The following is a 23,871-nucleotide window of genomic DNA, read 5'->3' on the forward strand; positions in this document are numbered from 1 at the left end:
GACGTACGGCACGGCCGCGTCGCGGCGCCCGTCGCGCCGGTGCCGGCGCCGGTACGCGCCGCGGCTACTGCCGGTACCCGCCGAGGAACCGCCCGATGCGTCCGATCGCCGCCTCCAGGTCCTCCGCGTGGGGCAGGGTGAGGATGCGGAAGTGGTCGGGGGAGGGCCAGTTGAAGCCGGTGCCCTGGACCACCTGGATCTTCTCGCGCAGCAGCAGGTCGAGGACGAACTTCTCGTCGTCGTGGATCTTGTGCACCGCGGGGTCGAGGCGGGCGAAGGCGTACAGCGCGCCCTTCGGCTTCACGCAGGACACGCCGGGGATCTCGTTGAGCTTCTCCCAGGCCACGTTCCGCTGCTCGTACAGCCGCCCGCCGGGCCGGGTCAGTTCGTGGACGGACTGGCGGCCGCCGAGCGCGGCCTGGATGGCGTACTGCGCGGGCGCGTTGGCGCACAGCCGCATGGAGGCCAGCATCGTCAGGCCCTCCAGGTAGTCCTTCGCGTGCTGCCGGGGGCCGGTGACGACCAGCCAGCCCGAGCGGAAGCCCGCCACCCGGTAGGTCTTGGACAGGCCGCAGAAGGTGAGGACGACCAGGTCGGGGGCGAGGGCCGCGGCCGAGTGGTGGACGGCGTCGTCGTACAGGATCTGGTCGTAGATCTCGTCGGCGAACACCATCAGGCCGTGCCGGCGGGCGAGGTCGAGGATGCCCTCGACGACCTCCTTGGGGTAGACCGCGCCGGTCGGGTTGTTCGGGTTGATGATCACGACGGCCTTGGTGCGGTCCGTGATCTTGGCGGCCATGTCGGCCAGGTCCGGGTTCCAGTCGGCCTGTTCGTCGCACAGGTAGTGGACCGCCTTGCCGCCGGCCAGGGTCGTGACGGCCGTCCACAGCGGGAAGTCCGGGGCGGGGATGAGGATCTCGTCCCCGTCCTCGACCAGTGCGGTCACGGCCATGGAGACCAGCTCCGAGACGCCGTTGCCGAGGAAGACGTCGTCGACGCCCACGTCGAGGCCCAGGTTCTGGTAGCGCTGGGCGACCGCGCGGCGGGCGGAGAGGACGCCGCGCGAGTCGGTGTAGCCGTGCGCCTGCGGCAGCATCCGGATCATGTCCTGGACGATCTCCTCGGGCGCCTCGAACCCGAAGGCCGCGGGGTTGCCGGTGTTCAGGCGCAGTACGCTGTGGCCCGCCTCCTCCAGCGCGTTGGCGTGCTCGATCACCGGGCCGCGGATCTCGTAACAGACCTCGCTGAGCTTGTTCGACTGCCGGAACTCCATGCGCCCCTCCGGAAACTCGTGGTGCTTGGTTTTACCAAGCAGGAGCTTGGAAAGTCCAACATCTTGTCTAGACTGCGCCGCATGTCACCTCGCCGAAGCTACGACCAGTACTGTTCCGCAGCCCGTGCGCTCGACCTCGTCGGCGACCGCTGGACCCTGCTGATCGTCCGGGAGCTGCTGGCCGGCCCCCGCCGCTACACGGACCTGCACGCGGACCTGCCCGGCGTGAGCACGGACGTCCTCGCCTCCCGGCTGAAGGACATGGAGCAGGGCGGCCTCGCCACCCGCCGCCGGCTGCCCCCGCCCGGCGCGGCCTCGGTGTACGAACTCACCGCGCGGGGGCGGGAGTTGCTGCCGGTGCTCCAGGCGTTGAGTACGTGGGGCGCGGCCGAGCTGGGGGAGCGGCGCCCGACGGACGCGGTGCGCGCGCACTGGTTCGCCCTGCCGCTGCTGCGAGCCCTCCGGGAGGGGAGCGCCGGCGAGGCGATCGTCGAAGTCGGCCTGGAGGAGGGCGAGTTCCATCTGCGGGTGGGTGCGCAGGAGGGGCCGGTGTACGGCGACGGTCCCGCCCCCGCGGGGGCGGACGCGCGCCTGGTGATGGACGCGGCGACCTGCGAGGCCGTGGCGCGCGGGGAGTCGACCCTGCCGGACGCGGTGCGGGCGGGGCGGGTGACGGTGACGGGCGAGGGCACGCTCGCGAAGGCGCTGCGGGAGGGGTGAGACGCGGGGGAGGCCTGCCGGACCGGCAGGCCTCCCAGGGGGATTCGGGCGCTGCGGCTCAGACGCCCGGCGGCACCCGGGAGGGCCGGCCCGAACCCCGGGTCAGGGCGTAACCGCCGATGCCGGCCAGAGCCGCGAGCACGGCCCCGATCCCGGTCCACACCCAGCGGTCGGACCACCAGCCGGAGGACCAGCCGTCGGTCCTCCCGAAGCTGGAGAGCACCGCGGTCTTCGCACCGGCCGTCTTCTCCCCGGACGTGACGGCGATCCCCGGCACCAGCGGCTTGCCCAGCGAGCCGTCCACGGCCCCGGCGCCGCCGATGTCCTTGGAGTCGACGCGCACCTCGGCGCTCACCGGCTGGCCGAGGTCGGAGGCGCCCAGGTCCACCACGGTCAGCCGGACGTAGTACGTGCCCGGCAGCGGGTCGTTCGCCGACGGCTCGGCCCAGCCGCGCACCGTGCGCAGCACGCAGGCCAGTTCGACCTGGGAGGCGTCCTGCGCGACGGTGCGGGGGTCGGCGCCGTACTGGCACGCCTGCCGGCGCCGCAGCCCGTCGTACACGTCGAGCTGCCAGGTCTGCGCGCCGTGCGCCTGCGGCAGCTTCACGGTCGCCTTCACGGTGGGCCGTTGGCCGACGTCCGCCGGGAACGACCAGTACAGGTAGTCACCGGTCGAACCGGACGCGGTGGCCGGCTGGCCCTGCTTCATCTCCGTCGCCGTACGGAACGAGGTGCCCGCCTGCGTGGGGGCCGAGCCGTCGGACGACGCGCTCGGCGAGGGGCTCGGCGAGGAGTCGGCGGCGGCCGGTCCGGCGGCCAGCCCCAGCGCCAGCAGCGCGGCGCTCAACACACGTGTAGCACGCATCAGTTCGTCCTCCAGACCGCGACCCGCCAGCGCGACAGCCAGCCCCACAGCAGACCGGCCACGAAGCCGATCACCACGAGCGTGCCGAGCAGCCACCAGCCGCGCCCGAGGCCGAAGGAGGCCACGTCGTGATGGCCGGACGGCCCGTCCACGACGTCGACGGTCAGCTCCAGCGGCAGACCGGGGGTCGTCCTGACGCCCGCGGCGGCCGAGAAGGAGTGGCTGACCTGGAGACACACGGTCTCCGCGGGCGCGTTGTCGTCGTCGCTCGCCGGCTTCGGATAGCGCAGCCCGGTGGAGACGGCGTCCGTACGGCCGGTCCCTGCGGCCTCGCCGCGCACGATCTCCCGGCCGCTCTGTGTCACCGCCCGCAGCAGCACTCCGTAACCGGGGTTCACGGCGCGGTCGTCGGCCACGCTGACCGAGGCGCGCAGCTCCTGGCCGGGCTCGACGGAGACCTTGTACCAGCGCTGCTGCCCGAACCCGGCGCGGTCCGTGTACAGCCCGGACTTCAGCTGCGGCGCGTCCGTGCACTGTGCGGCGCCCTCGGTGGCCACCGGTGTCACCACCGGATCGGCCGCCCGGTGGACCAACTGCCCGACCCGGCTGCTCAGTTCCTCCTTGTGCCGTACGTCGGTGTAGGTGCCGCCGGTCGCGTCCGCGATGCAGCTGAGCTGGTCGCGGGTCCTGGCGTCCGGCACCAGGCCGAGGGTGTCGATGGTCATGCCGACGCCCTTGGCCGCTATCTCGCGGGCCACCTCGCACGGGTCGAGCGGCTGGCAGGTGTCCTCGCCGTCGGTGATCAGGACGATGCGGCGCGTTCCGCTGCCGCCGTTCAGGTCGTCCGCCGCCTTCAGCAGCGCGGGCCCGATCGGCGTCCAGCCGGTCGGCTGGAGCGTGGCCACCGCGGTCTTCGCGTCGGTCCGGTTCAGCGTCCCGACCGGGTAGAGCTGCGCGGTGTCCTTGCAGCCCTCCTGGCGGTCGTTGCCGCGGTAGTTGGCGCCCAGGGTGCGGATGCCGAGCTGGACCTCCTGCGGGGTGGCGTCCAGCACCTCGTCGAACGCCTGCTTCGCGGCGGCCATCCGGGAGCCGCCGTCGATGTCCCGCGTCCGCATCGAACCGCTGACGTCCAGCACGAGTTCGACCTTCGGCGCACTCGCCTGTGTCCCGTCGGCGACAGCCCCGCCGGGAAACGCGATCCCGGCCGCCAGGGCGGCGAGGAGAGCGCAGACTCCCGCCGCCAGCCGTTGTCTTCTGATCATCGCAGGATCCTATGGAGCGGACGTGCCGGGCTCCAAAACGAGCGGGTTGGGCAGCGCCGTCCACTGGTCGCCCGGGGTCCGCGGGGACAGCCGCATCAGCGTCAACGCCTTGGCGGGCACGGGGCCTTCGCGCAGCGCGGACAGGTCGTCACCGGCGGGGAGGGAGGGCAGCGCGGCGGTCAGGGCCGCCGCCAGAGGCGCGGCCGAGCCCGCCGTGGCGGCCAGCGCGCCCGCCACCAGGGAGCCGAACAGCTTGCGGCGCAGGGCGGTTTCGTCGTCCGTGACGAGGCGTCCGGTGAGCGGGGGCGGGGTGAGGCCGTGGGCGGTGAGGCGGGCGGGGCTGATCCGGATGTCGGCCAGGTCGCGGTAGACCAGCCGCCGGGGGGTGGCGTCGGGCCCGAGGACCACCAGCAGGTTCTGGCCGTGCGCCTCCAGGGCCACCCCGAGGCCGAGCACGCGCAGGCCCACCGTGAGCGCCAGGCGGGCGAACGCGGCCAGCCAGCCGGGGGAGTCCGGCAGACCGGTCGCGGGCAGGGCGGCCACCGGGACGACCCGCTCACCGGGGCCCGCGTACGCCTCGGGCGGCTCCCGCAGCAGTGCCGCGAGGTCGGGGGAGCCGGCCGTGACCGCGCCCAGCGTGCGGGTGATGTGCAGCAGGCCACCGGTGTGCGCCGTCAGTTGGTCGGCGAGGTCGCCCAGCGGCGCGGCGCAGCGGACCGAGTAGGCCGAGATGTCCCGCACCGAGGAGGTGAGCCGGGCACTGAGCGCGGTCTTTACGTGCGGACCGCCGCCGGGCAGGGCGAGGGTGCGCAGGGAGAGCAGGGGACGGGCCGGCCGCCAGGGCACGTGCGCACGGCCGAGGACGTGCTCCGACTGCCAGGGGTGCACGGGCAGCAGCAGCCGCTCGCCGTCCCGGAGCTCCTGCGGCCACGCGCCGCTCTGCTCGCACGCGTCCGCCGGCACCGCCACCGTGCCCAGCTCCACCACCGGCCGGTGCTCCGGTCCGTACGCCAGCTGCTCCGCGACCGAGAACCCCGGCCGGGAACGGCAGTTGGGGTGGTACGGATGCCCGTCGGTCACCCGCTGCTCCCACTTCCAGTCGTGTTCCGGCCACTCCTCCGGGTGATCCGCGTCGGCCCGGGACAGCGCCAACGAGGCGGTGCTGTACGCCAGTTCGGCCGCGAAGGCGTCGGCGTGCGGCACCCCGAGCGCGGTCATCAGGCCCGCCGGACCGACGTGCCGGTCCTGGCCGAGGCGGACCTCGCCGACGTAGGCGCTCGTGGCGTACGGATCCGCGTGCGGCCCATGCAGCGTCCGGCCGTCGGCGAGCCGCAGGGCGAGGCTGTGCGCCCCGCGCACCCGGCCCGTGATCCACGGCAACGGCTCATGGGCCAGCGCCCGCCACAGCCGGGTCAGCACGGCGGCGCGGGCACCCGGCAGTTCCGCCCGGTACCGGGGCAGCAGGGCGGGCCGTACGGCGGCCAGCTCCTCGGCGATCTCGGCCTCGGCGGCGGGGGTTCGGTGCACGGTCGGCTCCTCGGGGAGACGGGAACGCGGGACGCGCGTCGCGGGCTCGGGCTCGGGGCACGATTGTGCGGGACGACGGGACGGACATGGCGTACCGGTCCCGCCGCCCGCCGGACAATGGACGGACGGTCGCGGTGTCCGGTCCCGGTCTTCCGGCCCCCGGACCGGGAATCGACCGCCCCCTCGGACATGGAACGAATGGATCGCGTGGACCTCACACCCCCCTCCGGTGCCGTCGGCCCCCTCGCCGACGCGTACGCGGCCGCGCCCCTGCTCAACTGCCTGCTGCGCGAGGTCGCCGAGCCGCTCCCGCCCCCGGATCCCGGTGCGCGGCGGGTGTACCGGCTGCCGAGCGGTCGGCTGTTGCGCGTGCGCGCCGGGCGGCGCCCCGCCGGGCCCGAGGTGCGGACCGACGGCGGCTGGCGTTCCGTCGGGCACACCGAGCTGGTCAAGCTGGTCGCCGAGGAGCTGCGCCGGCACACCGGGCTGACCGGCGGTGACCTGCCCGCCGAGATGGTCGACAGCCGGGACGCGGTCGCCGCGATCCTCGCCGCCCGCGCCCTCGCGACCCCGCCCGCCGACCTCTATCTGCGCTCCGAGCAGTCCCTGATCACCGGCCACCCCTACCACCCGGCCCCCAAGGCACGCGGCGGCGGCCCGGTCACGTCCTGGCTGCCGTACGCCCCCGAGGCGCACGCCCGCTTCCCGCTCGTGCTGCTCGGCGTCCGCGAGGACCAGGTGGCCGAGGAGGGCGACACCCGCGCCCTGGACGCCCTCGCCGCCGCCCCGCCCGGCTACCGGCTGCTGCCCGCCCATCCCTGGCAGCTCGACCTCGTCGCCCGCGACCTCGCCCCGGCCTTCGCCGACGGCCGCCTGCTCCGGCTCGGCACCACCGCCTTCGACGCCTGGCCGACGGCGGCGGTCCGCACGCTCTACGAGCCCCACCGCGATCTGTTCCTGAAGTTCTCCCTGGACGTCCGCATCACCAACGACATACGCCGGCTGTGGCGCCACGACCTGCGCAGGACGTGCCGAACGGACACGGCCGCCCGGCGCGCGTTCGCGGCCGTGGGCCGGCCCGCGGCCTGGCTGAGCGACCGCGGCTACCGCACCGCCGCCTTCGCCTTCGAGGAGCTGGCGGTCCTCGTCCGCGACGGGCTGCGCGGCCACCTTCCGCACGGCGCCACCCCGTTGCTCGCGGCCGGGCTCGCGGAGGGCTTCGACGGCAGCCCGCTGGCCGCCGCGGCCGACCCGGCCGCCTGGTGGGAGGCGTATCTGCGCCAGGTCGTGCCGCCCGTCCTCACCGCCTTCGACGCGCACGGCGTCGTCGTCGAGGCCCACCTCCAGAACACCCTCGTCGCCGTGGACGCGGCCGGGCTCCCCGTGGCCGCGCTGTTCCGGGACGCCGAGGGCGTCAAGCTGCTGCCCGACGTGACCCGGGCCGCGGGCTGGGAACGGCTGGTGTACTGCCTGGTGGTGAACCACCTCACCGAGATCGCCGCGGCCCTCGCCGAGCACCACCGGGGCCTCGACCCCTGGCCCGCCGTCCGCCGCGAGCTCGCCCGGCACGGCCTGCCGGAGATCCCCGCCCTGCTCGCCTCGCCCACCCTGCCCGGCAAGACCAACCTGCTGCTGCGCTGGACCGGCGCCGACGGCGCCGACGCCCGCTACCGTCCCCTGCCGAACCCGCTGGCCCGCTGATCCCGGCACGGGAGGGCTATGCTGTGCGCATGCATCTGTCGTCATGCCTGAGCTGGTGGCGCTCCTCGTAGGAGCGGCCGCCTCGTACGCATGACCGGGCCGTTCGGAAGAACGGCCCTTTTTCCTGTCCCCTGGACCCGGGCCGGTTTGCTTTCGACGGCGCCCCCGACCCCCAGGAGACGCTGTGAACGCCACGCCCCAGACCGCCGTAGCCCCCGCCGACTCCCTCGGCATGTCCGCCGCGCAGGCCCGCAGCGCCGAGCTGGAGAGACTGATCGCCGAGGACCCAGGGCGGTTCCGCATGCTGACCGGCGACCGCCCCACCGGCCGGCTGCACCTGGGGCACTACTTCGGCACGCTGCACAACCGCGTCCGCCTCCAGGACCTCGGCGTGGAGACGTACGTGATCATCGCGGACTACCAGGTCCTGACCGACCGCGACGTCGCCGACAGCCTGACCGAGCACGTCGAGGACCTCGTTCTGGACTACCTCGCCATCGGCGTGGACCCGCAGCGCAGCACGATCTTCACGCACAGCGCGATCCCCGCCCTCAACCAGCTGATGCTGCCCTTCCTCAGCCTCGTGTCCGTCGCCGAGCTGAACCGCAACCCCACGGTCAAGGACGAGATCGCCCACTCGCGCCAGTCCGCCGTCAGCGGCCTGATGTTCACCTACCCCGTCCACCAGGCCGCCGACATCCTCTTCTGCAAGGGCAACCTGGTGCCGGTCGGCCAGGACCAGCTCCCGCACCTGGAGGTCACCCGCACCATCGCCCGCCGCTTCAACGACCGCTACGGCAACGGCACTCCGGTCTTCCCGCAGCCCGACGCCCTGCTCTCCGGCGCCCCGCTGCTGCTCGGCACCGACGGCACCAAGATGAGCAAGAGCCGCCGTAACGCCATCACGCTGGCAGCCGGCGCCGACGAGACCGCGCGCCTGCTCAAGGGGGCGAGGACGGACTCCGAGCGGCACATCGCCTACGACCCGGTGAACCGCCCCGAGGTGTCCTCCCTGCTGCTGCTGGCGGCCCTGTGCCGGCACCGGACGCCCGAGGAGGTGGCCGAGGAGATCGGCACGGCGGGCGCCGCCGCGCTGAAGAGGACCGTGACCGAGGCGGTCAACGAGTACCTGGCGCCGATCCGGGCCCGCCGCAGCGAGTACGCGCAGGACCGCGCCTTCCTGCGGCGGACACTGCGCGAGGGCAACGAACGCGCCCGCGCGGTGGCCGACGCCACGCTCGCCGAGGTGCGCGCCGCGATGAACAGCCACTACTGACCCCGCCGTCCCCCCGGCCGCGTACGCCCGAAGGCCGCAGCGGCGGAGCGCTTACGCTGGGCGGTGTGCTGCGCGACGTGACTGCTGTTCGATACGTGACCCCCCTCCGGTCCGGCGGCTCCGTGCCCGCCGTCGTCGAGGCCGACGACCTCGGCACGTACGTCGTCAAGTTCACCGGCTCCGCGCAGGGGCACAAGGCGCTGGTCGCCGAGGTGATCGTCGGTGAACTCGCCCGCGCGCTGGGCCTGCGCTTCCCGGAGCTGGTGCTCGTCCACTTCGATCCGGCGATCGCCGCGGACGAGCCCCACCAGGAGGTCCGGGAGCTGCACGGCGCGAGCGCGGGGGTGAACCTCGGCATGGACCATCTGCCGGGCGCCGTCGACTTCACCCCCGAGATCGCGGAGGTCTTCCCGGTGGACCCGCTGGAGGCGGGCAGGATCGTCTGGCTGGACGCGCTCACGGTCAACGTGGACCGTACGGTGCACAGCTCCAACCTGATGGTCTGGCCCACGCTCGGCACCGCGGCGCCGCACCTGTGGCTGATCGACCACGGCGCCGCCCTCGTCTTCCACCACCGCTGGGACACCACGGACCCGGGCAGGGCGTACGACTTCCGCCATCACGCGCTCGGCCACTACGGTCCCGACGTCCGGGCCGCCGACGCCGAACTGGCCCCGAGGGTGACCGGGGAACTGCTGCGCGGCATCGTGGCCGAGGTCCCGGACGCCTGGCTGGCCGAGGACGCGGGCTTCGCGACCCCCGACGACGTCCGTGCCGCCTATGTCGACTACCTCCTGGCCCGGGTGCGGCTGTCGGGCACGTGGCTGCCCACCGACTTCCCGAGCCGGGAGCAGCTCGCCGCCGAGGAGGCGCTGCGCGCGGCGAAGAGCCAGGCCGGACGGCCCGCCTGGCTCAAGCAGGTCCCCGACCTGCACGGCAAGCCGGCCGCGGCACAGGACTGGTCGGTCCACCTGGGGTGAACACGCGCGAGCGGCCCCGGGAAGGCTCCCGGGACCGCTCGGCCGTCCGCGATGCTCAGCCCCGGAGCTGCTCGTACGCCGGCAGGGTGAGGAAGTCGGCGTAGTCCTCGTCCAGGGAGACCTTGAGCAGCAGGTCGTGGGCCTCCTGCCAGTGCCCGGCGGCGAAGGCCTCCTCGCCGATCTCCTGGCGGATGGCGGACAGTTCCTCGGCGGCGACCTTGCGGGCCAGCTCCGGCGTGGCCGTGTCGCCGTTCTCGAACTCGACGCCCGCGTTGATCCACTGCCAGATCTGCGAGCGGGAGATCTCGGCGGTGGCCGCGTCCTCCATCAGGTTGAAGATGGCGACCGCGCCGAGGCCGCGCAGCCAGGCCTCGATGTAACGGATGCCCACCTGGACGGCGTTGACCAGACCGGCGTACGTCGGCTTCGCGGCCAGCGAGTCGATCGCGATCAGGTCGGCCGCCTCGACGTGGACGTCCTCGCGCAGCCGGTCCTTCTGGTTCGGCCTGTCACCGAGCACCTTGTCGAAGGACTCCATGGCGATCGGCACGAGGTCGGGGTGGGCGACCCAGGAGCCGTCGAAACCGTCGTTCGCCTCGCGGTCCTTGTCGGCGCGGACCTTCTCGAAGGCCACCTTGTTGACCTCGGCGTCGCGCCGGGACGGGATGAACGCGGCCATGCCGCCGATCGCGTGCGCGCCGCGCTTGTGGCAGGTGCGCACCAGGAGTTCGGTGTACGCGCGCATGAACGGGGCCGTCATCGTCACGGCGTTGCGGTCCGGCAGGACGAACTTCGCGCCGCCGTCACGGAAGTTCTTGACGATGGAGAACAGGTAGTCCCAGCGGCCGGCGTTCAGCCCCGAGGCGTGGTCGCGCAGTTCGTAGAGGATCTCCTCCATCTCGTACGCGGCCGTGATGGTCTCGATCAGGACGGTCGCGCGGACGGTGCCCTGCGGGATGCCGACGTGGTCCTGGGCGAAGACGAAGACGTCGTTCCAGAGGCGGGCCTCCAGGTGCGACTCGGTCTTCGGCAGGTAGAAGTACGGGCCCTTGCCGAGGTCCAGCAGGCGCTGGGCGTTGTGGAAGAAGTACAGGCCGAAGTCGACGAGGGCGCCCGGGACCGGCGTGCCGTCGGCGTCGGTCAGATGACGCTCGTTCAGGTGCCAGCCGCGCGGGCGCATGACGACGGTCGCCAGCTCCTCGGCCGGGCGCAGCGCGTACGACTTGCCCGACGCCGGGTCGGTGAAGTCGATGTTCCGGGTGTAGGCGTCGGACAGGTTGAGCTGACCGAGGACGACGTTCTCCCAGGTGGGCGCGGAGGCGTCCTCGAAGTCGGCGAGCCAGACCCGTGCGCCCGAGTTGAGGGCGTTGATGGTCATCTTGCGGTCGGTCGGGCCGGTGATCTCGACGCGCCGGTCGTTCAGCGCGGCCGGGGCCGGGGCGACCCTCCAGGAGTCGTCCGCGCGGATCGCGGCCGTCTCCGGGAGGAAGTCGAGCGTGCAGGTGCGGGCGATCTCGGCGCGGCGCTCGGCCCGGCGGGCGAGGAGTTCGTCACGGCGCGGGGTGAACCGCCGGTGCAGCTCCGCCACGAAGGCGAGCGCCGCGTCCGTGAGGACCTCTTCCTGCCGGGGCAGGGGCTCGGCGTCGACGATGGCCAGCGGGGACGGCGCTGGTGCGGACATGAGCTGTCACTTCCTTCAGCGGTGGCACCGGGTGCCTAGTGGCACGAATAGGGCGAACAGCGCCCGCTGTGCGGTCAGGCGCTTCTGAGCAGTGGATACTAGTTTCCTCATCGTGGAACTTCAATGGTTTGTTGACGTCGAGATTCTCCGGGTCGAGGAAGGGTGGCGCTCGGTGCCACCGTGCTCACTCAAGGTGGCGCAGGTCGGCCTCCGTGTCGATGTCGTACGGCTCGGCCACGTCCGCGCACTCCACCAGCCGGAGCTCGCTCTCGTGTTCCTTCAGATAGGCGCGGGCCCCGCGGTCGCCGGTGGCGGTCCGCGCGATGCCCGCCCAGTGGGCCGACCCGAACAGCACGGGATGCCCGCGCACCCCCGCGTAGGCGGCCGAGACCAGCGATTTCTCGTCCTCGTGGGCGTCGAGCACCCGGGCCGCCGCGGCCGCCCCGATGCCCGGCTGGTCGACGAGGCTCACCAGCGCCGCGCGCGCCCCCGTGCCGCCGAGCGAGTCCAGCCCGGCCCGCAGCGAGGAGCCCATGCCCTCGGCCCAGCCGGGGTTGTCCACGAGGACGCAGCCGCTCAGCTCGGCCCGCGCCCGCACCTCGTCGGCCCGGGCGCCCAGGACCACGTGGATCCGCCGGCATCCGGCGGCGCGCAGCACCCCCACCGCGTGCTCGACCAGCGGCCGCCCCCGGTGCTCCAGCAGCGCCTTCGGCCGCCCGCCGAGCCGTCGCCCGCCGCCTGCGGCGAGCACCAGCCCGGCGACCTCCGCGTGCTCCTCGTGATGCGTGTCCGTCATGCGTCCTGCATACCTGACGCGGGCGGCGACGGCGCGTTTCCTTGGGCTGAATTTCGGTCGGCGCGGTGGCGCTCCCGGACGGGGTGGCGTTTACTGACCCGCGCACGACGGCGTGCGAGGGGGAGGGCTGTGTTGCGGAGCTTGGGGCAGAGGCCAGTGATCGGCAGCGACGAGGACCCGAGAGTGACGGAACTGCGGACCGCGGTGTCCCGGTTGCGGCGCGAACTCGCCATACTGCCCTCCGAGTTCCCCGACCGGGCCATAGCGGAGGACGAACTGGCGGCCCTGGCGGCGATGGCCTCCGGCGGCACACCGGAGATCCCGCGCCTGCGCAGTTCCCTGTTACTGATCGCGGGCGCGATCGGCTCGGTGAGCGCCCTGGCGAGGGGCCTCAGGGGCGTACGGGAGGCGGTCGATCTGTTCGGGGAGCCGACGCAGCGGGGCTAGTCGGGGTTCCCCCGGGGGCGGGCCCGTATCCGCTACGCGCCCGAACTCGCCAGCGCCTGGGACAGCTCCAGCGCGATCCCCTGCAGCACCGGCACGATCTTCTCGGTCGCGGCCTCGGTCACCCGGCCGGCCGGGCCCGAGATGGAGATCGCCGCGGCCGTCGGAGACTCCGGCACGGACACCGCGAGGCAGCGCACGCCGATCTCCTGCTCGTTGTCGTCGACCGCGTACCCCAGCTGCCGTACCTCGTCCAGCGCCGCCAGGAACCCGTCGGGCGTGGTGATCGTCTTCTCGGTCGCGGCCGGCATCCCGGTCCGGGCGAGCAGCGCCCGCACCTCGTCGTCCGGCACCCCGGCGAGCAGCGCCTTGCCGACGCCGGTGGAGTGGGGGAGCACCCGCCGGCCCACCTCGGTGAACATCCGCATCGAGTGCTTCGACGGCACCTGCGCCACGTACACGATCTCGTCGCCGTCCAGCAGCGCCATGTTCGCCGTCTCGCCGGTCTCCTCGACCAGTCGCGCCAGATACGGCCGCGCCCAGGTGCCGAGCAGCCGGGACGCCGACTCGCCGAGCCGGATCAGGCGGGGGCCGAGGGCGTAGCGCCGGTTCGGCTGCTGGCGGACGTAGCCGCAGGCGACCAGGGTGCGCATCAGCCGGTGGATGGTCGGCAGCGGCAGCCCGCTGGTCGCGGACAGCTCGCTGAGGCCCACCTCGCCGCCCGCGTCCGCCATCCGCTCCAGCAGATCGAAGGCGCGCTCAAGGGACTGGACACCGCCGCCGGCGGAGGACTTGGCGGAGTCGGTGGTGCTGGCGCTGGACGTCGGCACGGCGCGTTCCTTTCGGGACTGGCGGGAGGGAAGAAGCCTACCCGGCAGTCGGTTGACTCCCCGCTTGTACGTAGCTACGTTCTGCTTGCTGGAATTCTAATTCCGCTTTGTGGAAACGTCCAGAGTGGGTGCGTGTGGTGTGCTGCCCAGAAGTGTGCCCCTTGACGGCGCGGAAGCGGGAGTGAAGACTCCTTCAACAGAACGTTGAATTCCGTTACGTGGGTGTACATCCCGTTTCCTGGGCGTAAAACGGCGGTACAGAGAGGGGTTCGGGTGTCCGACGCTGAACTGGTCCTGCGCTCGACGCGCGTCATCACTCCGGAGGGGACGCGGGCCGCCACGGTCACCGTGTCCGCCGGGAGGATCACGGCCGTCCTGCCGTACGACGCCGAGGTCCCCGCCGGCGCCCGGCTGGAGGACGTCGGCGACCACGTCCTGCTGCCCGGCCTGGTCGACACCCACGTGCACGTCAACGACCCGGGCCGCACCGAGTGGGAGGGCTTCTGGACCGCCACGCGCGCGGCGGCGGCCGGCGGCATCACCACGCTGATCGACATGCCGCTCAACTCCCTCCCGCCCACCACGACCGTGGACCACCTGCGGGTGAAGCAGGACGTGGCGCGCGACAAGGCGCACATCGACGTCGGCTTCTGGGGCGGCGCCCTGCCCGACAACGTCAAGGACCTGCGCCCGCTGCACGACGCCGGCGTCTTCGGCTTCAAGGCGTTCCTGTCCCCGTCCGGTGTGGACGAGTTCCCGCACCTCGACCAGGACCGGCTGGCCCGGTCCCTGGCGGAGATCGCCGGCTTCGACGGGCTGCTGATCGTGCACGCCGAGGACCCCCACCACCTCGCCGCCGCCCCGCAGCACGGCGGCCCGAAGTACACCGACTTCCTCGCCTCCCGCCCGCGCGACGCCGAGGACACCGCCATCGCGACCCTCGTCGCGCAGGCGAAACGGCTCCACGCGCGCGTGCACGTCCTGCACCTGTCCTCCAGCGACGCGCTGCCGCTGATCCGCGCCGCCCGCGCCGAGGGCGTCCGCATCACCGTGGAGACCTGTCCGCACTACCTCACCCTCACGGCCGAGGAAGTCCCGGACGGCGCCAGCGAGTTCAAGTGCTGCCCGCCCATACGCGAGGCCGCCAACCAGGACCTGCTCTGGGAGGCGCTGGCCGACGGCACCATCGACTGCGTCGTCACCGACCACTCGCCCTCCACCGCCGACCTCAAGACCGCCGACTTCGCCACCGCCTGGGGCGGCATCTCCGGCCTCCAGCTCAGCCTGTCCGCCGTGTGGACGGCGGCACGCGCGCGGGGACACGGCCTGGAGGACGTCGTGCGCTGGATGTCCACGCGGACCGCCGCACTGGCGGGCCTCGGCCAGAAGGGTGCCATCGAGGCCGGCCGCGACGCCGACTTCGCCGTCCTCGCCCCGGACGAGACCTTCACCGTTGACCCGGCCGCCCTCCAGCACCGCAACCGCGTCACCGCGTACGCCGGCAAGACCCTGTACGGCGTCGTGAAGTCCACCTGGCTGCGCGGCGAACGCATCGCCCACGACGGCGAGTTCACCGAACCGAAGGGCACGCTGCTCGCCCGCCCCCAGTAACGCACCCCGCCCCCGCCCACTCCCGGAAAGGAACCCCTGATCACCGTGACGGCGACCTCCAGCTTCACCGGCGACGCGAACCCCTACGCGGGCGGCGACCCGTACGCCGACTACCGCACCGCCGACTTCCCCTTCACCCAGTACGCCAACCTCGCCGACCGGCAGCTCGGCGCGGGCGTGGTCGCCGCCAACGACGAGTTCTTCGCCCAGCGCGAGAACCTGCTGGTGCCCGAGCGGGCCGAGTTCGACCCCGAGCACTTCGGCCACAAGGGCAAGGTCATGGACGGCTGGGAGACCCGCCGCCGGCGCGGAGTCTCCGCGGAGCACCCGTGGCCGACCGCCGAGGACCACGACTGGGCGCTGGTCCGCCTCGGCGCGCCCGGCGTGATCCGCGGCATCGTCGTCGACACCGCCCACTTCCGCGGCAACTACCCGCAGGCCGTCTCCGTCGAGGCCGCGTCCGTCCCCGGCTCGCCCTCTGCCGAGGAACTGCTCGGCGACGACGTGAAGTGGACGACGATCGTCCCGCGCACCGCGGTCGGCGGCCACGCGGCGAACGGCTTCGCCGTATCCGTCGAACAGCGCTTCACACACCTGCGCGTCAACCAGCACCCCGACGGCGGCATCGCGCGGCTGCGCGTGTACGGCGAGGTCGTCCCCGACCCCGCGTGGCTGTCGGTGCTGGGCACCTTCGACGTGGTCGCGCTGGAGAACGGCGGCCGGGTCGAGGACGCCTCCAACCTCTTCTACTCCCCGGCCACCAACACCATCCAGCCGGGCCGCTCCCGCAAGATGGACGACGGCTGGGAGACCCGCCGCCGCCGTGACCAGGGCAACGACTGGATCCGCTACCAACTGGTCGCCCAGTCCCGGATCCGCGCGATCGAGATCGACACCGCCTATCTGAAGGGCAACAGCGCCGGCTGGGCGTCGGTCTCCGTGCGGGACGGCGAGGACGGCGACTGGACGGAGATCGTCCCCCGCACCCGCCTCCAGCCCGACACCAACCACCGCTTCGTGCTGCCCGCCCCGGCCGTCGGCACGCACGCGCGCGTGGACATCTTCCCCGACGGCGGCATCTCCCGCCTGCGGCTGTTCGGCTCCCTGACCGAGGACGGCGCGGCCCGGCTCGCCGCCCGCCACCAGGAACTGGGCGGCTGACCCACCCCGCGCGCGTGGGGCGCCCCGGCCTGGACAGCACCGGGCGCCCCGCGTGTCACCCGTACGGACCCGATTGCGGCCGCCCGGAACTTACGGGCCCGTGTCCGGCGTTCTTCCCCACGTGACCCTTCAGCAAGAGATCGTCGGCAACGCCATGCAGATGGCGGTCGTCAGCCTGCAACCCGGCCAGACCGTGTACTGCGAGGCCGGGAAGTTCCTCTTCAAGACGACGAACGTGACCATGGAGACGCGGCTGTCCGGTCCGTCCGGAAACGGCGGCGGCGGCCAGCAGGGACAGGGCGGCGCGGGCGGCGGGATGGGCGGCCTGCTGCGCCAGGCCATGGGCACCGCCATGCAGGTGGGCCAGCGCGTGCTCGCGGGCGAGTCGCTGGCGTTCCAGTACTTCACCTCCCAGGGCGGCGAGGGCACGGTCGGCTTCGCGGGCGTCCTCCCGGGCGAGATGCGCGCGCTGGAACTCGACGGCACGCGCGCGTGGTTCGCCGAGAAGGACGCCTTCGTGGCCGCCGAGTCCACCGTCGACTTCGGCATCGCCTTCGCCGGCGGCCGCACCGGCATGAGCGGCGGCGAGGGCTTCGTCCTGGAGAAGTTCACCGGGTACGGCACGGTGATCATCGCCGGCGCGGGCAACTTCATCGACCTCAACCCGGCCGACTTCGGCGGCCGCATCGAGGTCGACACCGGCTGCGTGGTCGCCTTCGAGGAGGGCATCCAGTACGGCGTCCAGCGCATCGGCGGCCTCAACCGCCAGGGACTCATGAACGCCGTCTTCGGCGGCGAGGGCCTGTCCCTGGCCACCCTGGAGGGCAACGGCCGGGTGATCCTGCAGTCCCTCACCATCGAGAGCCTCGCCAACGCCCTGAAGAAGGCCCAGGGCGGCGACAAGCAGGGCCCGACCGGCGGACTGTTCTCCACGCACGCGGGCTGAACCGATGAGTTCCGGGGGCCGGCGGGGTCCGATGTGGTGACAGCAGACCCCGCACCCGGAAGAAGGCACCCCTCATGGGCAAGCTCGTCTCCACCCTCTTCGTCACCCTCGACGGCGTCTACCAGGGGCCGGGCGGCCCCCGCGAGGACACCCGGGACGGCTTCACGCAAGGCGGCTGGAGCTTCCCGCTCGCCGACGACGACTCCGGCCGCTTCGTCACCGAGGTCTTCGAGCGCGCCGGCGCCTTCCTGCTCGGCCGCCGTACGTACGACATCTTCGCCGCCTACTGGCCGCGGGTGACCGACCCGGCCAACCCCTTCGCCTCCCGTCTCAACACCCTGCCCAAGTACGTCGTCTCCACCACCCTCCAGGATCCCGGGTGGTCCGGCACCACGGTGCTCGGCGGCGACCTCGCCAAGGAGGTCCAGGCCCTCAAGGAGCGCACCGACGGCGAACTCCAGGTGCACGGCAGCGGCGCCCTCGTCCGCTCCCTGATCGGCCTGCGCCTCCTCGACACCCTGCACCTGCTGACCTTCCCGGTCGTCCTCGGCTCCGGCCGCAGGCTGTTCCCGGACGGCACGGCCCCGACCCGCTTCCGGCACACCGGCGGCCGCGTCACCGGATCGGGCGTCTCCCTCCAGACGTACGACCTGGCGGGCGACCCGGAGTACGGCTCGTACGACCTCCCCGAGGACGCCTGAGGCCGGCCCCGACCCCCGGCCGGCAAATCCCTGGCCGAAGATCGTCGCCGCCGGTACGGTGAGCCCGCCCCGTGCGAGCCGCCGATGTCTCCGCACCCCCACCGGAGACCGGGAGAGCCGCCCGCATGTCCTCGATCGCCGTACCGGGCGCCGCCGCCGCGCCCCGCCGCGCCTGGCACACCGACCTGCCCGTCCTGCTCGTCGCGGTCTGCTGGGGCGCCAGCTATCTCGCCGCGAAGGACATCGTCACCGCCCGTACGGTGCTCGCCGTCCTCGTCCTGCGCTTCGCGCTCGCCGTGCCCGCCCTGGCCGTCGCCGGCCGCCGTGCCCTGCGCGCGCTCACCGGCGCCCAGTGGCGCGGCGCGGCCCTGCTCGGGCTGATCCTCAGCGGGATCTTCCTGCTGGAGACCTACGGCGTCGTCCACACCTCGGCGACCAACGCCGGCCTGATCATCAGCCTCACCATGATCTTCACCCCGCTCGCCGAGGCCGCCGTCACCCGCACCCGGCCCACCCCGGCCTTCCTCGGCGCGGCGCTGCTGTCGGTCCTCGGCGTCGTCCTGCTCACCCAGGGCGGCGGCTTCACCCGGCCCTCGTCCGGCGACCTGCTGATGCTGCTCGCCGCGCTCGCCCGCACCGTGCACGTCCTCGCGATGTCCCGCATCAGGGCCGTACAGGGAGCGGACGCGCTGCCGCTCACCACGGTCCAACTCGGCGCGTCCGTGGCCGTCTTCGCCCTGCTGTCGGCCCTCTCCGGCACCCCGGCGCCCTGGACGGTCGCGGCGGACCTCGGCGCCCGGGACTGGGCCGGGCTGCTGTTCCTGGCCGTGCTGTGCACGGTGTTCGCGTTCTTCGTGCAGATGTGGGCGGTGCGCCGTACGTCCCCCTCGCGGGTCGGGCTGCTGCTCGGCACCGAACCGCTGTGGGCGGCCGCGACCGGCATCGCGCTCGGCGGCGAACGGCTCGGCGCGCTCGGTCTGGCAGGGGGCGCGCTGGTGCTCGCGGGGACCGCGTGGGGGCGCAGGGCGGCAGGTTAACTTTCTGAAAACTCGGCGGACTTGAAGGGAAAATCTTCAACCTTGTCGTTGACATGCCAACGTCTACGCGCGTCATCATGGGGGCATGAGATTCCCCCCACGTGCCACTCGCATCGGCGCCGCCGCCGCGCTCCTGTCCGCCCTCGTCGTCGGCGGCACCGTCTCCGCCACCTCGGCGAACGCCGCGGCCGACTCGGTCGGCAGCATCTGCTACAGCGCCCTGCCGTCGCAGGCTCACGACACCCTGGACCTGATCGCCCAGGGCGGCCCGTACCCGTACTCGCAGGACGGCGTCGTCTTCTCCAACCGCGAAGGCGTCCTGCCCAGCCAGTCGTCCGGGTACTACCACGAGTACACCGTGATCACGCCCGGTTCGCCCACGCGCGGCGCCCGGCGCATCGTCACCGGTGAGCAGTCCCAGGAGGACTACTACACCTCCGACCACTACGCGACGTTCAACCTGGTCGACTTCGGCTGCTGAGCCGGCCGACGGAACCCGGAAGAACAACGCGACATAGCTGAACCGTACGTCTCGCCCCGCGGCCCTCCCCCCACTCCGGGCCGCGGGGCGAGCGGCGTCCGGGCCGATGCCCGCGGCGCGGAGCCGTACGAAAGTCGGCGATCTCGCGACTTTGGTAGCCGATCCCGCGCGCGGGGCGGCGGGCAGGGGTGGGCTCTGCGTAGATTTGTCGATCGTGACTGAAGACCGACCCCAGCCGGTGCCCGTCCCCGGGAACGGGCTGCGCCGCTGGATGCTCCCGTCGGCCGTGGTGCGGGAACTGGACCCGGACGCGGTCCCCGAGGGCCGCCGGCCACGGCGCACGGCCCGGGACTGGGCCGTCGACACCTGCTGCTTCCTGATGGTCGTCCTGCTGTACCTGGTGACCGCGCTGTCCCTGGTGCAGCACCCCGACGTGCCCAGGGGGCTCGTCGCCGCCGATGTGGTGCTGGGCGGCCTCGCCTGCCTCGCGGTCTGGGTGCGCCGCCGCTGGCCGGTCGGGCTCGCCGTCGCGATGATCGCCGTCGGCTTCGTCTCCTCGACCGCGGGCTGGGCCGAACTGGCCTCCCTGTTCACCGTCGCCGTGCACCGGCCCTTCCGGTACGTCGCCTGGACCGCCGGCGCCACCCTCGCCCTCGCCCCCCTCTACTACTGGCTGCGCCCCGAGAGCGGGCTGCCGTACCTCGCCTCCCTGGTCTTCGCGCTGCTGCTCACCGTCTGCGTCGTCGGCTGGGGCATGTTCGTGCGCTCCAAGCGGCTGCTGATGCTGAGCCTCCGGGACCGGGCCCACCGGGCGGAGACCGAGGCGCGGCTGCGCGCCGAGCAGGCGCAGCGCCTCGCCCGCGAGGACATCGCCCGCGAGATGCACGACGTGCTCGCCCACCGGCTGACCCTGCTGAGCGTGCACGCCGGAGCCCTGGAGTTCCGGCCGGACGCGCCGCGGGAGGAGATCGTGCGGGCCGCCGGTGTCATCCGGGAGAGCTCCCACGAGGCCCTCCAGGACCTGCGGGAGATCATCGGGGTGCTGCGCACCGGCGGCTCGGACGACACGGCGGGCGGCCGCCCGCAGCCCACGCTCGCCGCGCTCGAACCGCTCGTCGCCGAGTGCCGCGAGGCCGGTATGAAGATCACGCTCGACCATCGCGTCGCCGACCCCGGCGCCGTACCCGCCTCCGTCGGCCGCACCGCGTACCGCATCGCGCAGGAGGCCCTGACCAACGCCCGCAAGCACGCCCCCGGCGCCGAGGTCACCCTCCGCCTCACCGGCGCCGGCGGCGACGGCCTCGCGATCACCGTCACCAACCCGCCGCCCGAGTCCGAGGCCCCGCCCGTCCCCGGCTCCGGCCAGGGCCTGATCGGCCTCACCGAACGCGCGACCCTGGCCGGCGGCCGCCTGCAGCACGGCACCACACCCGACGGCGGCTTCGAGATCCGGGCCTGGCTGCCCTGGGGGTGAACGGACGGGGCCACGGGCCGCGCGAACCGTGATTACGTTGGGCCCATGACGCCGATCAGACTCCTCCTCGTGGACGACGACCCCTTGGTGCGCGCCGGACTCGCGCTGATGATGGGCGGGGCCGAGGACATCGAGATCGTCGGGGAGGCCGCCGACGGCGCCGAGGTCGAGGAACTCGTCGGGCGCACCCGGCCCGACGTCGTCCTGATGGACATCCGTATGCCGTCGGTGGACGGGCTCGCCGCGACCCGGCTGCTGCGCGCGCGTGCGGACGCCCCGCAGGTCGTGGTGCTCACCACCTTCCACGCGGACGACCAGGCGCTGCACGCCCTGCGTGCGGGCGCCGCCGGGTTCGTCCTGAAGGACACCGCGCCCGCCGAGATCGTCGACGCCGTGCGCAGGGTCGCCGCCGGGGAGCCGGTGCTGTCGCCCGCCGTCACCCGCCAGCTGATGCGGCACGCGGCGGGCACCGCCGCCGACTCCCGCCGGACACGCGCGCGTGAGCGGCTCGCCGCACTCAACGACCGTGAGCGGGAGGTCGCCGTCTTCGTCGGCGGGGGCCTGGCCAACGCCCAGATCGCCGCCGAGCTCTTCATGAGCGTGGCCACCGTCAAGACCCACGTCTCGCGCATCCTCGCCAAGCTCGGCCTCAACAACCGGGTCCAGATCGCCCTGCTCGCCTACGACGCGGGACTGCTCGACGAGGACGGGCACTGAAGACGGGCGCCGGGGACGGGCACTTACGTCGTGTGCCGTGCGTTGTCCCGGTACCGGCGGACGTCCGGTGGGCCTCGGGGGAGTCCGGAAGGGGAGCTGTGGACAGGCAACAGACGGTCGATCTGGGGGAGTTCGAGCAAGCGCTGCACGAGGACCCGCACCCGGTGTACGCCCGGCTGCGCGGGCAGGGCCCCGTGCACCGTGTCCGGCTGCCCGGCTGGGGCGAGGACGCCTGGCTGGTCGTCGGGTACGAGGAGGCGCGGGCGGCCCTCGCCGACCCCCGGCTGGCCAAGGACACCAGCAAGATCGGCGTGACCGTCATGGAGCGGGAGATGGTCGGCGATCACCTGCTGGCCACCGATCCGCCCCAGCACACCCGGCTGCGCGCTCTCGTCACGCGCGCGTTCACGATGCGCCGGGTGGAGCAACTGCGCCCGCGGATCCAGCAGATCACCGACGAGCTGCTGGACGAGATGCTCCCGGCGGGCCGCGCCGACCTCATCGGCTCCCTCGCCTACCCGCTGCCCATCACGGTCATCTGCGAACTGCTCGGCGTCCCGCACATGGACCGCGCGGAGTTCCGCAAGACGTCCACCGCGGTGGTCGCGCCGGCCGACGGGGAGGCCGAGCAGGACGCGGTGGTCCGCCTCGGCGAGTACCTCACCGAGCTGATCGAGGACAAGCGCAGCTCGGCCCCCACCGACGACCTGCTGAGCGACCTGATCCGCACTACCGCCGAGGACGGCGACCGGCTCTCCGCACAGGAACTGCGCGGCATGGCCTTCCTGTTGCTGATCGCCGGCCACGAGACCACCGTCAACCTCATCGGCAACGGCGTCCACGCCCTCCTCACCCACCCCGGCCAACTCGCTGCCCTGCGGGCCGACATGAGCCTCCTGGACGGCGCAGTGGAGGAGATGCTGCGCTACGAGGGCCCGGTGCACAGCGCCACGTACCGCTTCGCCGCCGAGCCCCTGGAGATCGCCGGCACACCGATCGGCAAGGGCGAGCACGTGGTGGTCGGCCTCACCGCCGCCCAGCGCGACGACGCCCGCTACGACGACCCCGACCGCTTCGACATCCGCCGCGACACCCGGGGCCACCTTGCCTTCGGCCACGGCATCCACTACTGCCTCGGCGCACCCCTGGCCCGCCTGGAGGGCCGCATCGCCATCGGCACCCTCCTGCGGCGCGCCCCGGGCCTCGCGCTCGACGGCACCCCGGGCGAGTGGCTGCCGGGCCTGCTGATGAGGGGAATGCGCAGCCTCCCGGTGCGCTGGTGACCGGCCGCTGACGGCCGAAGGCTGGGGGAGCGAGTCGAGCGAGGCGCACGACAGGCCCCCGGCCCCGCGCCGATCCGCCCTCAGCCGTACGACGGCTGCGCCCGGTCCGGGACCTCCGCGAGGGCCACCGGGCGCCGCTCGCGCCGGGAGATCTCGCAGGCCTCGGCGATCCGCAGCGCCTGGAGGGCCTCACGGCCGTCGCAGGGGTTCGGCCGCTCGCCGCGCACCACGTCGACGAAGGCGTTCAGCTCGGCCTCGTAGGCGGGCCCGAACCGCTCCAGGAAGCCCGTCCACGGCTTGTCCGCGGGCGGCGGCCCGGTCGGCTCGGTCGAGGCGAGCGGCGTACGGTCGTCCAGGCCCACCACGGCCGTGTCCCGCTCTCCGGCGAGTTCCATGCGCACGTCGTAGCCGGCGCCGTTCAGCCGGGTCGCGCTCACCGTGGCCAGCGTGCCGTCGTCCAGGGTGAGCAGGGCCGCGCCGGTGGCCACGTCACCGGCCTCGCGGAACATCGCGGGCCCGGCGTCCGACCCGGCGGCGTACACGTCCACCACCTCACGGCCGGTCACCCAGCGCAGCACGTCGGCGTCGTGGATCAGCGTGTCCCGGAAGAGCCCGCCGGACAGCCGCAGCCAGTCGGCCGGGGGAGGGGCCGGGTCGCAGGTCAGCGCCCGTACGGTGTGCAGCCGCCCGAGCCGTCCCGAGCGCACCGCCTCCCGGGCACCGGCGTACCCCGCGTCGAAGCGCCGCTGGAACCCCATCTGAAGGATCGTTCCGGCGCTCTCCACCTCGGTGAGCGCGTGCAGGGTGCCGGGCAGGTCGAGCGCGATCGGCTTCTCGCAGAAGACCGGCAGGCCCGAGCGCGCCGCCCGGCCGATCAGTGCGGCGTGCGCCGCCGTCGCTGTGGTGATCACCACCGCGTCCACGCCCCAGGTGTAGATCTCGTCCACCCCCGGGGCCGCCGTCTCGCCCAGCCGGTGCGCCAGTTCCTGGGCCCGCGCTGGATCCGCGTCCGTCAGGATCAGCGAGCCGACCTCGCGGTGGCGGCTGAGCGTTCTCGCGTGAAGGGTGCCGATGCGGCCCGTACCGATGACCCCGATGCGCATGG

The 23,871-nt window shown here is 73.3% G+C and carries 22 protein-coding genes; 14 read left to right on the forward strand and 8 right to left on the reverse strand.

Annotated elements, in window-relative coordinates:
- Nucleotides 1-64 precede the first annotated feature (64 nt).
- Nucleotides 65-1,273, reverse strand: a complete 1,209-nt coding sequence (locus AC4OXY_RS36340; protein WP_376286386.1) for a pyridoxal phosphate-dependent aminotransferase — start codon at nt 1,271-1,273, stop codon at nt 65-67.
- A gap of 81 nt (nt 1,274-1,354) precedes the next feature.
- Here AC4OXY_RS36340 and AC4OXY_RS36345 point away from each other — a divergent pair, with 81 nt between their 5' ends.
- Nucleotides 1,355-1,993 carry a winged helix-turn-helix transcriptional regulator gene (locus AC4OXY_RS36345; RefSeq protein WP_362820720.1) on the forward strand — a complete coding sequence of 213 codons (639 nt, stop codon included), beginning with the start codon at nt 1,355-1,357 and terminating at the stop codon, nt 1,991-1,993.
- Nucleotides 1,994-2,051: 58 nt separating this feature from the next.
- Here AC4OXY_RS36345 and AC4OXY_RS36350 read toward each other — a convergent pair whose 3' ends face one another.
- The 3 genes from AC4OXY_RS36350 to AC4OXY_RS36360 are packed head-to-tail and all read right to left on the reverse strand — an operon-like array spanning nt 2,052 to nt 5,647.
- The gene (locus AC4OXY_RS36350; RefSeq protein ID WP_376286380.1) at nt 2,052-2,858 is read right to left on the reverse strand and encodes a hypothetical protein; all 807 of its coding nucleotides are present in this window, start codon (nt 2,856-2,858) and stop codon (nt 2,052-2,054) included.
- On the reverse strand, nt 2,858-4,120 hold the full coding sequence (locus AC4OXY_RS36355; RefSeq protein WP_356025181.1) for a VWA domain-containing protein: 1,263 nt from the start codon (nt 4,118-4,120) through the stop codon (nt 2,858-2,860). The genes AC4OXY_RS36350 and AC4OXY_RS36355 overlap by 1 nt, the downstream gene beginning before the upstream one ends.
- Nucleotides 4,121-4,129: 9 nt before the next feature.
- The gene (locus tag AC4OXY_RS36360) at nt 4,130-5,647 is read right to left on the reverse strand and encodes an IucA/IucC family protein (RefSeq protein WP_491991725.1); all 1,518 of its coding nucleotides are present in this window, start codon (nt 5,645-5,647) and stop codon (nt 4,130-4,132) included.
- A gap of 198 nt (nt 5,648-5,845) precedes the next feature.
- Here AC4OXY_RS36360 and AC4OXY_RS36365 point away from each other — a divergent pair, with 198 nt between their 5' ends.
- From AC4OXY_RS36365 to AC4OXY_RS36375, 3 genes are all read left to right on the forward strand, one after another.
- On the forward strand, nt 5,846-7,348 hold the full coding sequence (locus AC4OXY_RS36365; protein WP_356025437.1) for an IucA/IucC family protein: 1,503 nt from the start codon (nt 5,846-5,848) through the stop codon (nt 7,346-7,348).
- A 232-nt stretch (nt 7,349-7,580) separates the two neighbouring features.
- The gene (gene trpS, locus AC4OXY_RS36370) at nt 7,581-8,624 is read left to right on the forward strand and encodes a tryptophan--tRNA ligase (protein WP_376287093.1); all 1,044 of its coding nucleotides are present in this window, start codon (nt 7,581-7,583) and stop codon (nt 8,622-8,624) included.
- A gap of 65 nt (nt 8,625-8,689) precedes the next feature.
- On the forward strand, nt 8,690-9,604 hold the full coding sequence (locus AC4OXY_RS36375; RefSeq protein ID WP_362820724.1) for a HipA family kinase: 915 nt from the start codon (nt 8,690-8,692) through the stop codon (nt 9,602-9,604).
- A gap of 55 nt (nt 9,605-9,659) precedes the next feature.
- On the opposite strand, the gene aceB is transcribed toward AC4OXY_RS36375, so the two are convergent.
- Both aceB and AC4OXY_RS36385 read right to left on the reverse strand, forming a co-directional pair.
- Entirely contained in the window at nt 9,660-11,285 is a 1,626-nt protein-coding gene (gene aceB, locus AC4OXY_RS36380) for a malate synthase A (RefSeq protein WP_402064248.1), read from the reverse strand.
- Nucleotides 11,286-11,469: 184 nt separating this feature from the next.
- Entirely contained in the window at nt 11,470-12,081 is a 612-nt protein-coding gene (locus AC4OXY_RS36385; RefSeq protein WP_356025189.1) for a nucleotidyltransferase family protein, read from the reverse strand.
- Between the two features lie 129 nt (nt 12,082-12,210).
- Here AC4OXY_RS36385 and AC4OXY_RS36390 point away from each other — a divergent pair, with 129 nt between their 5' ends.
- A complete protein-coding gene (locus AC4OXY_RS36390) occupies nt 12,211-12,528 on the forward strand; it encodes a DUF5955 family protein (RefSeq protein ID WP_356025191.1) in 318 nt (105 codons plus the stop codon).
- A gap of 32 nt (nt 12,529-12,560) precedes the next feature.
- Here the strand turns inward: AC4OXY_RS36390 and AC4OXY_RS36395 are convergent, their stop codons facing one another.
- Nucleotides 12,561-13,355, reverse strand: coding sequence for an IclR family transcriptional regulator (locus AC4OXY_RS36395; protein ID WP_362820726.1), 795 nt, complete (start codon nt 13,353-13,355; stop codon nt 12,561-12,563).
- Between the two features lie 273 nt (nt 13,356-13,628).
- Here AC4OXY_RS36395 and allB point away from each other — a divergent pair, with 273 nt between their 5' ends.
- From allB to AC4OXY_RS36440, 9 genes are all read left to right on the forward strand, one after another.
- On the forward strand, nt 13,629-14,966 hold the full coding sequence (gene allB, locus AC4OXY_RS36400; RefSeq protein WP_362820727.1) for an allantoinase AllB: 1,338 nt from the start codon (nt 13,629-13,631) through the stop codon (nt 14,964-14,966).
- 45 nt (nt 14,967-15,011) lie between these two features.
- On the forward strand, nt 15,012-16,127 hold the full coding sequence (alc, locus tag AC4OXY_RS36405) for an allantoicase (RefSeq protein ID WP_376286369.1): 1,116 nt from the start codon (nt 15,012-15,014) through the stop codon (nt 16,125-16,127).
- A 121-nt stretch (nt 16,128-16,248) separates the two neighbouring features.
- Nucleotides 16,249-17,073: an AIM24 family protein gene (locus AC4OXY_RS36410; RefSeq protein WP_376286366.1), complete on the forward strand. Its 825-nt coding sequence runs from the start codon at nt 16,249-16,251 to the stop codon at nt 17,071-17,073.
- Nucleotides 17,074-17,147: 74 nt separating this feature from the next.
- Nucleotides 17,148-17,774, forward strand: a complete 627-nt coding sequence (locus AC4OXY_RS36415; RefSeq protein WP_362820730.1) for a dihydrofolate reductase family protein — start codon at nt 17,148-17,150, stop codon at nt 17,772-17,774.
- Nucleotides 17,775-17,899: 125 nt separating this feature from the next.
- Nucleotides 17,900-18,811: a DMT family transporter gene (locus AC4OXY_RS36420; RefSeq protein WP_402064238.1), complete on the forward strand. Its 912-nt coding sequence runs from the start codon at nt 17,900-17,902 to the stop codon at nt 18,809-18,811.
- A gap of 85 nt (nt 18,812-18,896) precedes the next feature.
- Nucleotides 18,897-19,292, forward strand: coding sequence for a guanyl-specific ribonuclease (locus AC4OXY_RS36425; RefSeq protein ID WP_356025205.1), 396 nt, complete (start codon nt 18,897-18,899; stop codon nt 19,290-19,292).
- Nucleotides 19,293-19,497: 205 nt separating this feature from the next.
- Nucleotides 19,498-20,766 carry a sensor histidine kinase gene (locus AC4OXY_RS36430; protein WP_491991726.1) on the forward strand — a complete coding sequence of 423 codons (1,269 nt, stop codon included), beginning with the start codon at nt 19,498-19,500 and terminating at the stop codon, nt 20,764-20,766.
- Nucleotides 20,767-20,811: 45 nt separating this feature from the next.
- Nucleotides 20,812-21,483, forward strand: a complete 672-nt coding sequence (locus AC4OXY_RS36435; protein ID WP_491991727.1) for a response regulator — start codon at nt 20,812-20,814, stop codon at nt 21,481-21,483.
- A gap of 98 nt (nt 21,484-21,581) precedes the next feature.
- A complete protein-coding gene (locus tag AC4OXY_RS36440; protein WP_362820749.1) occupies nt 21,582-22,766 on the forward strand; it encodes a cytochrome P450 family protein in 1,185 nt (394 codons plus the stop codon).
- A gap of 80 nt (nt 22,767-22,846) precedes the next feature.
- Here AC4OXY_RS36440 and AC4OXY_RS36445 read toward each other — a convergent pair whose 3' ends face one another.
- Entirely contained in the window at nt 22,847-23,869 is a 1,023-nt protein-coding gene (locus tag AC4OXY_RS36445) for a Gfo/Idh/MocA family protein (protein WP_362820750.1), read from the reverse strand.
- Between the last annotated feature and the right edge of the window lie 2 nt (nt 23,870-23,871).

This window comes from Streptomyces sp. HUAS MG56 (assembly GCF_058673395.1).

Coding starts and splice junctions, on each gene's coding strand:
- AC4OXY_RS36340 (WP_376286386.1), bottom strand. CDS start 1,273: ATGGAGTTCCGGCAGTCGAACAAGCTCAGCGAGGTCTGTTACGAGATC.
- AC4OXY_RS36345 (WP_362820720.1), top strand. CDS start 1,355: ATGTCACCTCGCCGAAGCTACGACCAGTACTGTTCCGCAGCCCGTGCG.
- AC4OXY_RS36350 (WP_376286380.1), bottom strand. CDS start 2,858: ATGCGTGCTACACGTGTGTTGAGCGCCGCGCTGCTGGCGCTGGGGCTG.
- AC4OXY_RS36355 (WP_356025181.1), bottom strand. CDS start 4,120: ATGATCAGAAGACAACGGCTGGCGGCGGGAGTCTGCGCTCTCCTCGCC.
- AC4OXY_RS36365 (WP_356025437.1), top strand. CDS start 5,846: ATGGATCGCGTGGACCTCACACCCCCCTCCGGTGCCGTCGGCCCCCTC.
- trpS (WP_376287093.1), top strand. CDS start 7,581: ATGTCCGCCGCGCAGGCCCGCAGCGCCGAGCTGGAGAGACTGATCGCC.
- aceB (WP_402064248.1), bottom strand. CDS start 11,285: ATGTCCGCACCAGCGCCGTCCCCGCTGGCCATCGTCGACGCCGAGCCC.
- AC4OXY_RS36385 (WP_356025189.1), bottom strand. CDS start 12,081: ATGACGGACACGCATCACGAGGAGCACGCGGAGGTCGCCGGGCTGGTG.
- AC4OXY_RS36415 (WP_362820730.1), top strand. CDS start 17,148: ATGGGCAAGCTCGTCTCCACCCTCTTCGTCACCCTCGACGGCGTCTAC.
- AC4OXY_RS36420 (WP_402064238.1), top strand. CDS start 17,900: ATGTCCTCGATCGCCGTACCGGGCGCCGCCGCCGCGCCCCGCCGCGCC.
- AC4OXY_RS36425 (WP_356025205.1), top strand. CDS start 18,897: ATGAGATTCCCCCCACGTGCCACTCGCATCGGCGCCGCCGCCGCGCTC.
- AC4OXY_RS36435 (WP_491991727.1), top strand. CDS start 20,812: ATGACGCCGATCAGACTCCTCCTCGTGGACGACGACCCCTTGGTGCGC.
- AC4OXY_RS36445 (WP_362820750.1), bottom strand. CDS start 23,869: ATGCGCATCGGGGTCATCGGTACGGGCCGCATCGGCACCCTTCACGCG.